Here is a 15,143-nt window from a genome sequence, read left to right as displayed (position 1 = left end):
CCTCCTACTATTAGCAACAACTAATGCGTAATCCTTGCTTTTCTAGTTCTTTTAATCGTCCATCTTCGCTTGGTAAAGATTCAAGTATATTAAGGACAAACTGATAATAGCCGTTTTCTTTATTTAATGAATAGAAAATCCAATGTCCTTGTCGTCTTTCCTTTACAAGTTCGATATCTCTTAATTTACGCAAGTGTTGGCTAATAGCCGGTTGACTTGCTTTATAAATTTCAACTAGCTCACAAACACAGCACTCGTTATTTTGGAGCAGTTTCATCATAGATAATCTTGTCTTATCGCCAAGCAGCTTCAGTATCTGTGCTGCTTTCTCCATTTCTATTTGTACTTTTACATCCAATCCAACTCACCTCCTTATTTCCAAATATAATTATATAAGTATTTTATTATACATTCAACAAAAATATACACTACTATTAAACAAAAAAATTTGATTAATGTCTTGATTTATCTAAATTTTCCAGATATGATGAATACATCAAAAAAAATTGATTTATAAAAGTGAGGGGAAAAGCAGTGAGAGTCAACAACTCTGGAAACTTATCGGTTACGTACTTTCGAGCCTATTTTCATTTAGTTATGAACACTCAAGGGATGAACTATAAGGAAGCACAAAGTCTAATCTTTCAGCGTTTTTTTCATCAAGATCCTACGTTAAGAGGGGAAACTACATACAGTAACTTTAAAAAAGCTGCCGAGAGCTTCGAACTTTAAATCAAAAAAAATTGATGAAGGAGAATGACAATGGAAACAGTCAAGGAAGGAAAGCACCCATTTAAACAGTACGAACAAAAATTTAAAGCTCTTGCTGATCAAAAGAGATTAGAAATTATGTATGAGCTCTGCCAGCGAGGACAGACATGCGTATGTGATCTAACTGAATTCTTTGGGATGTCTCAATCTAAACTTTCCTACCACTTAAAGATTTTATTAGAAGCAAACCTCATCACAAAAGAAACAAAAGGGACATGGAGTTATTATGATTTAAATGATAAAGAGGTGAACCACCTCTTATCAGAAGAACTATGCTGCTTGTTTAGAAAAGATACAAGTAAAAGCGGCCCATGCTCTTAATTTACTACATTCCAAATAATATTATTTAGCATGCGAAGGAGGAAGTGTAAATGAAATATGTTCATGTAGGAATTAATGTAACGAATCTAGAGGCGTCCATTAAGTTTTATCAAAAGGTATTTGGCGTTCAACCTGTGAAAACGAAAATAGATTATGCTAAATTCTTGTTAGATGAACCCGGATTAAATTTCACCTTGAACGTACGTGACGATGTAAAAGGTAATCAAGTGAATCATTTCGGCTTCCAAGTAGAAACTCCTGAGGAGATTCATTCTCATAAATCACGACTAGAAAAAGAGGGGTTCTTTGCTCGTGAAGAAATAGATACGACCTGCTGCTATGCTGTGCAAGATAAGTTTTGGGTAACAGATCCTGACGGGAACGAGTGGGAGTTTTTTTATACGAAATCTGATAGTGAGGTTCATAAGACTGAGGATAGCGTTGGAGTGAATGAAAAGTCACCTGCAAGCAACTCATGTTGCTGATGCTTAAATGACAAAAAAGACAGGAAGAAGTAGACTCTTTCTGTCTTTTTTATTTAGCATAAAATCGATTATGTTTAGCGGAGTTTTCTTGCTAAGACAGCTAACTGTAAACAAGAAAATTTCGTGATGCACGTCCTTTAACTCGACTAAGCAGTTATTTTGTTTCTGTATGAGAAACATTCCAAGGGTCAACAAACATCATTCTTGCTTCTTTAATTGAATCTCTCTTACCTTTTGACGAAGATGATCTGGCCACCACGCTCCACAATCATCGGATACAATGCAAGCAGCGCATGTTTTGAAATCATAAACCATCATCTCCTTGATTGGGGGAGAGTAGAGATGAAGAGTGACCAGACCCCTGCCTTCCGCACTCTTCATCTTGTGCACACCTTTCTTGGGTGCAAAAAAAAGCTTTCCTTTTCCCTGATGCTGAGAAAACAGCTCTTCTGGCATTTGGTTTTCTTTAACTTCGTAAACCGTATTTATAGTTGTACCATTTACTACTTGAATCCATCCATGCGAATGACCGTGATCGTGAGGAGCACACTCTATTTCTGACCAATTCATAACAAGTAATTCTACTTCGTCATTTTGGTAGAGAAGCTTTCTATAGTATGGCTTGTCTTTTGCCGACTGCAATAGTGGTTTTAAATCATTAAAGTTTATATCTAAAGCCAAAAGAGCCTCTCTCAGTTCCAATTTGGTAGGGGAGTCCAAGTTATCTAAAATATGCTTTACCTGTTCAATTAAGCTCATACACGCATTACCTCCTTATGAGCAGCACAAATTTTTGGGTTTTCTGCATAGCTACAATTTTTTGTTTCTCCACGGCAAGTACCTTAAAAAAGTTAGTAGTCTTCCATTGGCTACAATTACTCCCACTATAATTATGACTCCTCCTAATATACTGACGGGAATAATCTTTTCACGTAACAGTAAAACAGCTGTTATCAATGTCGCTACTGGTTCTAAATAAAGGAACACAGATACCTGGGACGCCTCTAAAACCTCTAATGCCTTTGCCCAGTACCAATAGGCAACACCTGAAACGAATACACCGAGAAATAATAAATGAGCCCACTCCACGCTCGTTAAAAAAGGCATGATCTCCCATCCTTTATTTCTTACGAGAAAAGGAGTTGTTAGAGTAAATCCTATTAAACACATATAAAACGTAACAACAAGAGAGGGAAGTTGGATATCCAGCTTTTTTAATAGGACAGAATAGATTGCCCAGTTTAATGTACTTAAAATCATTAACAGGTAACCGATATTAACCGGAAGCTGAAGTGAATGCTGATTGCTAGAAGTGGTCACCAGTAGAACGCCAATAATAGCTACAATAATCCCTGATGCTTTTAATAACGTCATCTTTTCATGCAAAAAAAATACGGAGAGAATGACCGTAAATACAGGAGAAAACGAAATAATCCACCCTGCTGCAGAAGCATTTATTGTGAGAAGTGCTGTTGCCTGAATAACTTGATGAATGAATACTCCAAGGATACCTAACACAATCAAATGAGGAATATACTTAAGCGGAATGTTTAATGGATATCTCTTTAGCACTAATAATACCAATAAAAAAAGTGCCCCAATTCCAAAACGAAGAACAAGGAGTGTGTATGGATCTAGTTTATCTAAAACAGCTTTGGTAGAGACAAAGGAAATTCCCCAAAAACTAATAGACATTATTGCATAGAACGAGGCAGCAAATTTAACCTTTGACGCAATCATAGGATCAATTTTCCTTTCAACAATAAAGGTATCTTTTATTAACTAACATATGCCTTTTCGAAAGGAAAATGAAAAAAATCATGCCATTCTAAAAAAAATAGTAGAAACTTTAGTATTTGTATCGTTATCACTATTTCTTAATCTTCATTAAAATAGCTATAGATGTTATGTATAGAAAACTAAATTTGGGAGTTTATAGCCATGTATAGGCTAAATTCTAAAGAGTCTGTTACCAAAAATAAAAATGCCAACTCTCCTTAATTATTGAGACTCTTTTATTCCTTCTTCCTGCTTGCTTATATAAGCATTGCCCCATTTCTCTAAAGATTTAAGTATTGGGATAAAATTTTCTCCAAGCTCTGTTAAATAATATAAAACTCTTTTAGGGTTATCGTTTGTTTCTTCTCTTTCTATTAATCCGTCTTTTTCCATATCGCGAAGCTGGAGTGTAAGGATGCGCTGAGTAATACCCGGTATTTCACGGCGTATTGCATTATAATACATAGGTGACTTTGATAACAAAGACAAAATAATGCCTTTCCATTTACCGCCCATAATATGCATCGCTAATTCAATTGGACAGGCTTGCTTTACAGTTAACGTACAAGGGCCGTATTGATTACTTTTAAACTCTGACATTTCCTCACCTCAATGGGGAGTAACAAATTTGTGCCTTCTTGTTACTCCTATTTTTTCTGATTACACTTATGATATCAAATAAATCAGAAGAAGGTGTATGAATTGGAATTTGTTCAAATCTCTGAACATGTTTATAGACTCACTTATGAAACCGTCGTTGGTATCCGAGTTAAGATCAATACATGGTACATAGTGGATGGTGAGGATGTTTATCTCATCGATACCGGAATGGAAGACTATGCATATGCGCAGTTGAATGCAGCAAAATCTTTAGGTATTCCCAAGAGTATCTTGCTGACACATGGCCATTTGGATCACATTAATGGTGCCAAGTATTTAAAAGATCATTTAAATATCCCTATTTACGCACACGAAATTGAAACGCCTTTTATCAATGGCGAAAAACCGTATCCAAACAAGGCAGAAAAAGAAACAACAGGCGTAGAACATCAAGTTGAAGGTTTAAGTGACAATATCATTAAAACGTTACCCGTAGACGTATATCTAACACCCGGCCATACCCCAGGACATGTCATATACCATCATAAAGATGACAATGTGCTGCTAACTGGAGACTTATTTTTTTCTAATGCTGAATCCTTACATCCACCGATTCGAAAGTTCACAGTTGATATGAACGAAAACATTAATAGCGGACGAATTATAGATGAAATTAAACCGTCTATAATTTCATCTTCACATGGTGAAGATGTCAAATATAATAATGATTTATATTCTGTCTATAAATTTATCTATGAATAAGAGGGAAAAACATGAAAGTACAATTATTTCAAATGGAGATTATAGAAGGAGAAGTTAAGCAAAACGAAAACCGTATTGTATCCTTATTTGCAGAAAAGCTGGATATAGATACGGAAATTGTTGTAATACCTGAAATGTGGAATACGGGTTATGATTTAGAAAATGTAGCAGAAAAAGCTGATATTGACTTACAGAGAGCTTTTCCTTTTATCCAAAGTTTAGCAACCGAGCATCAGGTGAATATCATTGCAGGTTCAGTCTCAAATAAAAGGAATAAAAACATTTATAATACGGCCTTTGCGGTATCAAAAACAGGGGAGCTACTCTACCAAAAAGATAAGATACATCTCGTGCCGATGTTAGATGAACATCATTATTTAACAGGTGGAGATGAAGTACCGGAAGTATTCAAAATTAACGGTATCAAAACTAGTCAAATTATATGTTACGATTTACGTTTTCCAGAAATCACACGCTACCCAGCGTCTCAAGGTGCAAAAATTGTATTCTACGTTGCACAATGGACTACTAAAAATATAGACCATTGGAAAACACTATTGAAAGCACGAGCTATAGAAAATGGTGTATACGTCATTGCATGTAACAGCGTGGGGAATGTGAATCATAAAAATCATGCCGGCAACACATACGCTGGACATTCAATGGTCATCGATCCAAATGGAAACATTATAAAAGAGGGGAGAGACAAAGAAGAAATCATAACAGCAGAAATTCATATACAGAAAGTTACAGAACAACAAAAAAACATCCCAATATTTGAGGGCCTGAGACCCAATGTTTATAAGCATGCGGAATAGAGATTTATCTATTATTTATAGCGTAAAGGCCAGCACATGACTGTGTCTCATTGCTTTTCCATACTGAAAAGCACCCTTTTTAGAATACTAGTATCAGTATGGAAAGTTATATGTTTCTTACGTCAGGACTGAAAACTCTACATCTTTTCTTGATAATATTTCCGATAGACGTTAGGAGTTATATTTTCATATTTTTTAAATGTCTTGATGTAATATCCAGGATCATTAAAACCTAATTCATCGCTAATCTGTGCAATAGACAAATCCGTTTTTTCTAATAATTGCTTGGACCACTCTATTTTTTTGAGCGAAATAAAAACAGAAAAATTCATACCCGTTTCTTTGGTAAATACACGGCTGAAATAACCTGTGCTAATGTGACATAAATCAGCCATCTTTTGCTGAGATATTTTTTCTCTTTTATGTTTATAAATGTAGTCAAAGGCTGGCTGTAATAATTTGTTTTTACATACTAAGTGATCGTTAATAGACGTTTTCACGTAAGCATTAGTAACTGTGTTGGCTAATTCCTTTTTTATATTTTGAATATTATCTAGAGAATAACCGTAAGAAATATCTTCAGTAGAAAGGTCCTCTTTTACTGGAGCCATCTTTTCATATACTTCTAAAATTAAGTTTTTATTCATAGCTTCCCCTACAATATAGTTACAAAGCCTATATAACATTTGAGCAGCTTCGTTAATTTCTGTATAGGATAGAGTAGGAATAGAATCATATAGATGCTGTATTTCTTCATTATTATTTAACTTCTGTTCAAATCCCTTTGATGGAACAGTAAGCATTTGTTCTAATTGAGGATGTTTGTCACCATCCTCAATTTTTACTTCTCCCGCCATGATAGCGCCTACATATTTATCATCAATTATAATGGGAATGGCAATATCGACAATATTCCAGTGGCATAAATAGATATAAGGAGCATTGGTTCTAACTGCCTCTAATCCTCCCCGCGCATCGCACTTTTCACAAAGTTTTGCCGTATCAGGATTTTTACGCATAGTCTCACAAAATGGACGTACACCACTGTGTTGAGAAATGGGTACTCCTTTATAGTTAACCGTAACAATCGCTAATTTTGTAACAAGCGCAAGCGAATCTTGAAGGTTTCGCCATTTCTTTAAATCTAGTATTTTATCTAAATTCATGTAAGTAGTTTTCAATGATGTTTTATCTCCCTTGCTTCTACTTCCCGTGTGGTAGTTTGGATTACCTACTTGAGAATACCTTTATTTTATTTCTGAGTTTGTAAAATAAAAGAGTGTTCAGCGATAAAGGTAACCTCTTTTCAACGTGAACTTAGTAGTATTTTCACCTGAAATAATGTCATAATAATACCATATTAAATGAAGAGAGCAAAAAAATACGATAAAAAGTTGTAAAAACTCGTCATTTAAGACTAATGTAATCTTACACAAAAAATAGTAAAATTTCGATTGTAAGGGATTACAAAGTTAATTAGGAGGTTTTATTTATGAGAAAAGCATTTATTAGTCCTTCAAAATACATTCAAGGTGAAGATGAAATTTTAAATTTAGGTTATTTTGTGAAAACATTTGGTACCTCTGCACTTTTAATAGCACATCCTGAAGATATTAAACGTGTACAAGGCAAATTAGATGCAACAGCAGAAAAATATGGTATTACATTTTTTGAAGGCGGATTCAATGGCGAGTGCTCCAGACCAGAAATTTCTAGATTGCAGGAAATAGCAAAAGAAAACAACTGTGATTGTACAATTGGTTTAGGTGGTGGTAAGGCAATTGATACGGCAAAATGTGTAGCAGAGGGAGAAGGGTTAATTATCGTCCCAACAATTGCTGCTACGGATGCACCTACAAGTCATTCCGCAGTTATCTACACACCAGAGGGTGCTTTTGATGATTACGCATACTTTAAGCAAAGCCCAAGTGTTGTATTAATTGATACAACAGTCATTGCTAATGCACCTACTAGATTCTTAGTATCTGGTATGGGGGATGCGTTATCCACTTATTTCGAAGCAAGAGCAACAGCACGTTCTTTCTCTAATGTAAATGCTGGATTACCTTGTGGAGTGCGTGAGGACGTATGTGCACCAGCAAAAGGTACAAATGCAGCGTTAGTTTTAGCAGAACATTGCTACAACACTCTATTAGAGGACGGGGTTAAAGCAAAAGCAGCAAGCGATCATAATGTTGTTACTCCGGCCTTAGAAAACATTATTGAAGCTAATATTTTATTATCAGGGTTAGGATTCGAAAGTGGTGGATTAGCTGGAGCACATGCCATTCATGATGGGCTTACTCTTTTAGAAAGTGCGCATCACTACTTCCACGGTGAAAAAGTAGCTTTTGGTACATTAGCACAATTGGTATTGGAAAATGCGCCAACTGAGGAAATAGAAGAAGTGTTAGATTTCTGTTTAGCAGTAGGACTCCCAGTTTGTCTTGCTGATATTGGAGTAGAACAAATTACACAAGAAGAGTTAATGGAAGTAGCTAACAAAGCTTGTATTCCAGAGGAATCTATTTATTCTATGCCATTCCCTGTTACTCCAGAGTCAGTAGCTGCAGCTATTCTTGCAGCAGATCAAATTGGAAATGATTATAAGAAGAGGTTAATATAAGATGAAAAAAATTATTAATAAACCAGAAAATGTCGTACTTGAGATGTGTAAAGGAATGGTTCTAGCACATCCGGAACTGAATTTAATTGAAAAATATAAAGTCATTAAAAAAGAGCAAATTAATAAAAATAAAGTAAGCATAATTAGCGGGGGCGGCAGTGGACATGAACCTGCTCACGCTGGATATGTTGGGAAGGGCATGTTAGATGCAGCAGTTTGTGGTGATGTATTTGCTTCACCTTCTCAAATACAGATTTATCAAGCCATTAAAGAAACAGCTAGCGATAAGGGAACTCTACTCGTGATTAAGAACTACAGTGGTGACATGATGAATTTCAAGAATGCTGCTTATCTTGCAGAAGAAGATGGCATTCAAGTGGATTATGTAAAAGTAGATGATGATATTGCTGTACAGGACAGTTTATATACAGTTGGAAGACGCGGAGTAGCTGGTACTGTTCTTGTTCATAAAATAGCAGGTGCAGCAGCAGAACGCGGCTATGATCTACCAAAAGTGAAAGAGGCAGCAGAAAATGCTATTGCGAATGTTAAAAGCATCGGCTTTGGACTAACTTCTTGCACAGTTCCTGCTAAAGGAACTCCTACTTTCGAGATTGCAGAAGATGAGATGGAGTTTGGCGTTGGTATTCATGGAGAACCTGGTATCCGTCGTGAAAAAATTATTTCAGCAGACGAACTTGCAGAGCGTACGGTAACTTCATTATTAAAAGAAGTAGGGATAGAAGATGGAAAAGGAGAAGTGGCTGTCCTAATTAATGGATTTGGAAGCACGCCTCTTCAAGAACTATATTTATTAAACCATTCTGTCATTCGTGAATTGTCACGTAGAAACGTAACGATTGCAAGAACGTTTGTCGGAAACTATATGACAGCCATCGATATGGCCGGTGCTTCTATTTCAATTATGAAATTAGATGAAAACTTAAAGAGTCTCCTATCTGAAGAGTGCGATACTCCTGCGCTAAAAATCAAAGGTGAAGTACCAGCTGTTACTTATGATGAAATCATCGGTACCGCGGAGGCCCCGAAAGTGTCTTATGAGGTGCAAACCAACAAAGAATATTCCGTAGTAACGGAAAATCGACTGACGTTGAATAATATTATTTTTATGGTTGACCAAATGAGTGAATGTATTATTAGAAATGAAGTACCATTCTGTGAACTAGATTCCCATGCTGGTGACGGAGACTTTGGTATGAGTGTTGCTAAAGGGTTCAAACAGTTGAAAGCTGAATGGCACGAAATTCTAGAAAATAAATCAAATGATATTGGCAACTTCTTAGAGGCTTGTTCCATCGTTATCATGGAGCATTGTGGCGGGGCATCAGGGCCTATTTGGGGATCAGCATTTCGTGCGGCTGGAAAGAACACTGAATCTAAAACCGAACTGACTTTAACAGAATTTGCTGAAATGATCCAAGCGTCTGTAAAAGGAATTCAAGCAACAGGAGAACGTTCTTTTGGACGTGGAGCTGTTGTGGGAGATAAAACTTTAATTGATGCCTTAGTACCTTATGCAGATACGTTAACGTCAAGTGCTGCTGAAGGTGAAAGCTTGAAACATGCGCTTGTTAAAGCAGCGGAAGCTGCTGTTGAAGGAGCAAAATCAACTGAACAGATTGTTGCACGTATGGGTCGTGCTGGTACGGTTGGAGAAAGAAGCCTTGGTTATCCGGACGCAGGTGCACATGGCTTAGGTGTAATTTTTACTGAAGTAGCTCAAGTAATGCAAGAAAAACAGTAAAATTTGGTATTATCTCCTCTAAGTATAGTGTAAAGAAATTACTCTTTGAGAGTGAGGGTTACACTATATTTAGTGGGGATTTTTTATGGTTCACTAAGGACGAGCTTCAACTTACTTAAACTAGAAAATGATAGTTTTCTTATCTCAAAAAAAAGCCCGTAAAAGTATACTGTTGCTGACTATCTATATCAGGCAACCTTAATCTTAAATTAAAACATGTTAGCGATATTCAAAAGCATACTAACCGTCTAGAAAAAGAGTGGGAAAGATATAAAAAGAGCAAAGGCTTCTTCATTTATAAGAAGCCTTTGCTCTTTTTATATTGTTAGCTATTAGTAAGTACTAGTTAGAGAAAAACAATTCCAAGTATAAATAAACATATGGTAATAATGTTTATAACATTTTTAGCTTTGTCATCTTCTTTTATTGAAGTTACAAGTTCAAATATTATGACAAGAGTAAGTATAGACAAAGCTATTTGTAGATGTAAGTTAAATGCATATACAGATATTACAATTAGAGCATATATAATACCTAAAATTATATTTTTGTTATTCTTAGTTTTTTCATAATTACTCATTTAAAAACTCCTTATTTAAAAGTATTAGCTGTTCTTTGTTTTTTAAGGGAAGGTGTCAGTAACTAGGAGTAGGGTAAGGAAGATAATAGAAAAGGAAAAGCTATGTATAATATGATTTATATTTTCTTTGTCTGCTTTCTCTCAAGTGGATAATTTTACAAAAGTTTAAAAAATGAATACCTCCTATAATTGCTGTAACTAGCGTGTTTAATAATATCAAATACTTCTTTCTAAGAATTGTAGCAAAAATAAAAAGCTCCCCCAGCACCATTTATTTTAGAAAAACTTGATAAGCAATTTTATTTTTTAATACCCTTTCATCCTTGTTGGGTGAGTACACTGAAAGATGGGGTAGTCCTCATATCATATTCTATAAAAAGTGTACTAAATATGACTGCCTATAGTTCTGAAACAGTACGTTTTCATAAAGATATTCTATCTAGCTCAACTGTATATTAAAATAAACGTACTAGCTTAATTTATTGCTTGTTGATATGTTGTTAGATATGTATCTGTTTAGAGAAAAATAAAATAACTTACTGATAGTCCTTATGTAGAGCAGAACAAGCAGATTCTTAATTATTAAGAGCCTGCTTGTTTTACTTTACACGTAGCAGTAGATTCTTTATTTACGCTTTTATTGGCAAACAGAGCCCGGCACTGTTCGTCATTAGCAATGGGTCAGAAAAGTGCGTCAGTCTTTTTTCATTCTTAATTAATTACCTGTGGGCTAACGTCTAAATACGCATTAATGCGCCATTAGGCTTTGGTAACTCTTGATCCGTTATCAAATTCATTTTGCAAAAATGCTCAAAAAATTGCTGTGCCTGCTCTCGTTCGTTTGAGTCACTTTTCAATGAAACTATATCAAGCAAAATTTGAGCCATCCATGAATTATCAAAATAACGGTATTTACCTGTATTCCACACCATTTTTTGGGAGTTCTTTTCGTTTATATAATATTTCCAGAAAAGCATCTGATTGGATTCTTGTTCTGTAAGTTGGAGTCTGTACGTTGAATGAGCAGGAATATATCCATCTTCGCAAAGCTTACCGATAAAATTTTCATTGACCATATAGACACCTAAGATGCGTCTGTCTTTTTCAGGCATACTGGAATCTATTGCTGTTAACAAGACAGCGCTATTTTGATGTAGGCGGGTGGGTTTGGTTGGCTTCCCCTTGTAATTACCACTTTTTATTACGCCTGAAAAAACCGTCCACTCTGAAAAAGAACTATTCTGTTCTTCTGTGTCGCACCAAAAAACCATTTGTGATTCGGGATGAAGTTTATGGTTTTTCATAAGTTTTTCATGTCCCCAGCGAAGTTCCTGATTTTTTCGCTGTAATTTTTTTTCTTCTTCCTTCTTCCATTCTTCCTCTTTTCGTTCCGTTTCCTTTTCTTCTAAAATTTTTTCCAGGGAATGAGCAACACTTTTATCATGCAGTTTTAGGTGCTTTCCAAATACATCGGGGAAAACAAATTTTTTGTTTTCTGATGCGAAATTTATTTCAATACTAGAATCATTATATTTAACTATAGTACCTGTTCCAAAATGCTTGTGTGTAACTTTCTTATCGATTAGATTCATCATTCTAGGCCTCCTTGTAGAATAAAAACGCGGTTACTACTTAGATAGTAAATTAATAATTTTATTCAACTAACTTACCTTTTGAGTTAACACAATTATTTTAATTTTATTTAAAAAAGAAAAAGCAACCTCAGTCTTTAATGGCATTCGAGTGAGGTTGCTTTTTGAGATAACTCTATAACTTTAGATAAATGATAACATATTTATACGATAACGACTATCTTTTCCATGACGAGCACATGTATAAAAGAGGAGCTTTTTATACATCATATCTTCAATCACCTGAAAGAAAATAGTTGTTATATCAACAATCTATAAAACGTTTTATGGTAACTGTTTAAATATAGTTCAAACAGCAAAAGAACTACTGTATATTTCAGTAGTCCTATCAGTTCTATAAAGGAAAGCTAAATATAATTTGATAAATTCTATTCAGGAGTCCCAATTAGTTCTGTTATCGCATCATAACTCATATTATCATTCATTAATCGTTGAAAATTATTATCACAAAGGATATCTTCAGTAATTCTTTGTAATAATGTAGCAGTTGCTCTAAAAGGGGCGGATCCAGTACTTAATCTTTCAATACCAACTTGCGATAATGTATTAATAGAAGGCAAGTTTGGCCCAGACAAAAGATTAATGGGACACGATAGTTCTTGTCGAACTTTTTTAATGGATTCCATGTCATATAGTCCAGGAATAAAAATACAATCTGCTCCAGCCTTTTGATATGCTTTTCCCCTATTGATGGCTTCTTGAAGTCTTAGATCCGGATTTCCTGTATTTAACCAGTACAAATCAGTGCGCGCATTAATAAATAATGGGGATTTTAGCGATTTGGATAGTAATCTAATTTCAGATATTTTTTCTACTTGCAACGAAACATCTAAAATAGGACTATCTAAATCTCCCGTCCCATCTTCTAGGTTTATACCAATTCCTCCTGCTAAAATAATTTGTCTTGTATTATCTACCACTTCATTAGTAGACCTGCCATAGCCAGACTCTAGGTCTACACTGACAGGAATATTGACGGAATTAATAATTCTCTTAACAGCTTCTAACATTTGTTCAAAAGGGATTTTTTCACCATCATTATATCCTAAAGACATTGCTATGCCAGCACTGGTTGTTGCAATAGCTGGAAACCCATTTTTCTCAAAAATTTTAGCACTGATAACATCCCAAGCATTAGGCAATACAAAAGTATAGGGTCTTTTGTGAAGTTGTTGAAACGTCTGAAATTTAAGTAACTGCTTTTCATTATTCACAATGGTTCTTCCCCCTTTAAGTAAACAACTTTATGGCTTTGTATGAGCGTTCTTTAGAGCAGAGAAAAATAAAACAACGGGAGATTAATCAGAAACTTAATCCCATATTATAGGACGTTTAACTTTTGCAGTTCTTAAATAATCTAAAAGTTGTCCTGTATGTACTGATTCATGATAAGCCACTCGTAACAACATATCTCCTAACTCTCGAATATATCCCATCTCCGATCGGTCTATCTTTATCTCTGTTAGCTGCTTTTCATTAAGGAGGCCTAAAAACTCTATAAATTTTTCCCTATATGGTTGAGCAAACTTTAATGCTTCTTCAACAGAACTAAATGTTACTGCCTTATAAGGATTATGCTCCTCTGTTAGAGAAAGGTTAAGTGGTTTTTCTAACATTTGATGATAGAGGTATTCTCCTTCAAGAACATGATGTATCATCTCCCTACATGACATTGCTTCTGGATCAGGGCGCCAGTCTAACCTATCTTGAGGTATTGACATCCATACTTTTATACTTCGACGTCTCACTTCTTCAAAGTTTAGTAAAATAAAACTCATTGCATCCATTTTCGCTCACTCCTTTAGTTTTACTACAAATATAACATATCCAAAGTCTTACAATGAAAAATATGGATGGTTTTATAAATATTATCTGTTTATTTAGATTAATCATTAATTTTTTAAGAAAGCCTGTTAATATAGATTTATTAAAAATTAGGAGGAAGTTATGAGACAAAAAATAATTAGAATTAATAAACCAAGCATATATAATTTTGATTTAATTTTAAGGTACATAAAAAACTCGCCCTCTTTTGTAATCGAGAAGGTTATTGAAAACACATATTGTAGAGCTTTTATAATAGGGGGAAGAACGTACCTAGTACTAGTTAGGGACGAAGGAATCGATAGTAAGTACTTGGAAGTTAAAGTTATTGGTGAAGAAGTTAAGAATAATCAGGTTCAACTAGTAAAGGAGAAAATTATCACAATGTTTTGTCTGGAACAAGATATAAACAAAGCTCAAAAGTCTATAGCTAATGAATCTAAGATAGGAAAATTAATAAAAATGTACGAAGGGTTTAGACCTGTTTTATTAGGAAGTGTCTACGAATCCATCATATGGGCAATCATCGGTCAACAAATTAGTGCAAAAGTTGCTCATAGGATTAAAAAGAGTTTGTTAGAAAAAACAGGAGCTAAAATAATAATTAATAACTGTGAATATTATACAGATTTATGCCCCCACAAGGTGATGAAGTTAAATATAAACCAACTTCGTGACTTAAAGCTAAGTCAAAGGAAAGCTGAATATATTCATGAAATAACTAAAGCCATTATAGATGAAGAGCTAGACTTAAGTTGCTTATATTTATTAGATCGTGAAGGGGGTTGTAGCTATTTAATGAAACATAGAGGTATAGGAAAATGGACGGCAGAGTCAATACTAATGAGAGGTATAGGACGTCAAGACATTCTACCCGCAGGAGATTTAATTATACGTAAAGTAGTAGGAGAGATTTATGAGTATAACGAATTATTAACAGAATCACAAGTTAGAAAAATATCTACTCAATGGAAAACTGCGGAAACCTGGATTACTCATCTATGCTGGTTTTACATGCAAGAAAAAATATTATAAATGGAATATTTGTCGGTTTAAAATAAACGAAAAAAAGTATAATTTACCTGTTTTTGTTTGAATATTATAAAAATTGGATTTAATTGTTGAAAATGCCTTTTTAATGCAATATTATAAATATATCT

General features: G+C 34.6%; 16 protein-coding genes. 7 read left to right on the top strand and 9 right to left on the bottom strand.

What is annotated here, in order from left to right:
- Positions 1 to 10 precede the first annotated feature (10 nt).
- On the bottom strand, positions 11 to 358 hold the full coding sequence (locus ACRPLY_RS04875; RefSeq protein ID WP_014460639.1) for an ArsR/SmtB family transcription factor: 348 nt from the start codon (positions 356 to 358) through the stop codon (positions 11 to 13).
- A 404-nt stretch (positions 359 to 762) separates the two neighbouring features.
- Here ACRPLY_RS04875 and ACRPLY_RS04870 point away from each other — a divergent pair, with 404 nt between their 5' ends.
- Positions 763 to 1,092, top strand: a complete 330-nt coding sequence (locus ACRPLY_RS04870; RefSeq protein ID WP_033578631.1) for an ArsR/SmtB family transcription factor — start codon at positions 763 to 765, stop codon at positions 1,090 to 1,092.
- 50 nt (positions 1,093 to 1,142) lie between these two features.
- A complete protein-coding gene (locus tag ACRPLY_RS04865) occupies positions 1,143 to 1,577 on the top strand; it encodes an ArsI/CadI family heavy metal resistance metalloenzyme (RefSeq protein ID WP_033578632.1) in 435 nt (144 codons plus the stop codon).
- 198 nt (positions 1,578 to 1,775) lie between these two features.
- Here the strand turns inward: ACRPLY_RS04865 and ACRPLY_RS04860 are convergent, their stop codons facing one another.
- From ACRPLY_RS04860 to ACRPLY_RS04850, 3 genes are all read right to left on the bottom strand, one after another.
- Positions 1,776 to 2,336, bottom strand: a complete 561-nt coding sequence (locus ACRPLY_RS04860; protein ID WP_205663986.1) for a cysteine dioxygenase — start codon at positions 2,334 to 2,336, stop codon at positions 1,776 to 1,778.
- Between the two features lie 51 nt (positions 2,337 to 2,387).
- Positions 2,388 to 3,317 carry a DMT family transporter gene (locus ACRPLY_RS04855; RefSeq protein ID WP_033578633.1) on the bottom strand — a complete coding sequence of 310 codons (930 nt, stop codon included), beginning with the start codon at positions 3,315 to 3,317 and terminating at the stop codon, positions 2,388 to 2,390.
- A 261-nt stretch (positions 3,318 to 3,578) separates the two neighbouring features.
- Complete coding sequence (locus ACRPLY_RS04850) at positions 3,579 to 3,956, bottom strand: winged helix-turn-helix transcriptional regulator (RefSeq protein ID WP_325077878.1); 378 nt, start codon at positions 3,954 to 3,956, stop codon at positions 3,579 to 3,581.
- Positions 3,957 to 4,058: 102 nt separating this feature from the next.
- Here ACRPLY_RS04850 and ACRPLY_RS04845 point away from each other — a divergent pair, with 102 nt between their 5' ends.
- On the top strand, positions 4,059 to 4,718 hold the full coding sequence (locus tag ACRPLY_RS04845) for an MBL fold metallo-hydrolase (RefSeq protein ID WP_432231626.1): 660 nt from the start codon (positions 4,059 to 4,061) through the stop codon (positions 4,716 to 4,718).
- 11 nt (positions 4,719 to 4,729) lie between these two features.
- Positions 4,730 to 5,536 (top strand): carbon-nitrogen family hydrolase, encoded by an 807-nt coding sequence (locus ACRPLY_RS04840; RefSeq protein ID WP_432231625.1) that lies wholly within the window; start codon positions 4,730 to 4,732, stop codon positions 5,534 to 5,536.
- 137 nt (positions 5,537 to 5,673) lie between these two features.
- On the opposite strand, the gene ACRPLY_RS04835 is transcribed toward ACRPLY_RS04840, so the two are convergent.
- Complete coding sequence (locus ACRPLY_RS04835; RefSeq protein ID WP_432231624.1) at positions 5,674 to 6,717, bottom strand: PocR ligand-binding domain-containing protein; 1,044 nt, start codon at positions 6,715 to 6,717, stop codon at positions 5,674 to 5,676.
- Between the two features lie 311 nt (positions 6,718 to 7,028).
- Here ACRPLY_RS04835 and ACRPLY_RS04830 point away from each other — a divergent pair, with 311 nt between their 5' ends.
- Positions 7,029 to 8,162 carry a glycerol dehydrogenase gene (locus ACRPLY_RS04830; RefSeq protein WP_028413806.1) on the top strand — a complete coding sequence of 378 codons (1,134 nt, stop codon included), beginning with the start codon at positions 7,029 to 7,031 and terminating at the stop codon, positions 8,160 to 8,162.
- Between the two features lies 1 nt (position 8,163).
- Positions 8,164 to 9,927: a dihydroxyacetone kinase subunit DhaK gene (gene dhaK, locus ACRPLY_RS04825; protein WP_432231623.1), complete on the top strand. Its 1,764-nt coding sequence runs from the start codon at positions 8,164 to 8,166 to the stop codon at positions 9,925 to 9,927.
- 346 nt (positions 9,928 to 10,273) lie between these two features.
- On the opposite strand, the gene ACRPLY_RS04820 is transcribed toward dhaK, so the two are convergent.
- The 4 genes from ACRPLY_RS04820 to ACRPLY_RS04805 all read right to left on the bottom strand — a co-directional run bounded on the left by ACRPLY_RS04820 (position 10,274) and on the right by ACRPLY_RS04805 (position 13,946).
- Positions 10,274 to 10,507, bottom strand: a complete 234-nt coding sequence (locus ACRPLY_RS04820) for a hypothetical protein (protein WP_028413804.1) — start codon at positions 10,505 to 10,507, stop codon at positions 10,274 to 10,276.
- 737 nt (positions 10,508 to 11,244) lie between these two features.
- Positions 11,245 to 12,099, bottom strand: a complete 855-nt coding sequence (locus ACRPLY_RS04815) for a hypothetical protein (RefSeq protein WP_047751880.1) — start codon at positions 12,097 to 12,099, stop codon at positions 11,245 to 11,247.
- A gap of 428 nt (positions 12,100 to 12,527) precedes the next feature.
- Positions 12,528 to 13,373 carry an isocitrate lyase/PEP mutase family protein gene (locus tag ACRPLY_RS04810; protein ID WP_432231622.1) on the bottom strand — a complete coding sequence of 282 codons (846 nt, stop codon included), beginning with the start codon at positions 13,371 to 13,373 and terminating at the stop codon, positions 12,528 to 12,530.
- 96 nt (positions 13,374 to 13,469) lie between these two features.
- Positions 13,470 to 13,946, bottom strand: a complete 477-nt coding sequence (locus ACRPLY_RS04805) for a DinB family protein (protein WP_033578639.1) — start codon at positions 13,944 to 13,946, stop codon at positions 13,470 to 13,472.
- Between the two features lie 160 nt (positions 13,947 to 14,106).
- On the opposite strand from ACRPLY_RS04805, the gene ACRPLY_RS04800 reads away from it, so the two are divergent.
- Positions 14,107 to 15,018: a DNA-3-methyladenine glycosylase family protein gene (locus ACRPLY_RS04800; protein ID WP_432231621.1), complete on the top strand. Its 912-nt coding sequence runs from the start codon at positions 14,107 to 14,109 to the stop codon at positions 15,016 to 15,018.
- Positions 15,019 to 15,143: the final 125 nt, after the last annotated feature.

Source organism: Priestia sp. TGN 0903, assembly GCF_050846855.1.
In the GTDB taxonomy this organism is placed as follows: domain Bacteria; phylum Bacillota; class Bacilli; order Bacillales; family Bacillaceae_H; genus Priestia; species Priestia zanthoxyli.
The sequence above is the reverse complement of the archived record's forward strand: the minus strand, read 5'-3'. Positions and strand labels throughout refer to the sequence as shown.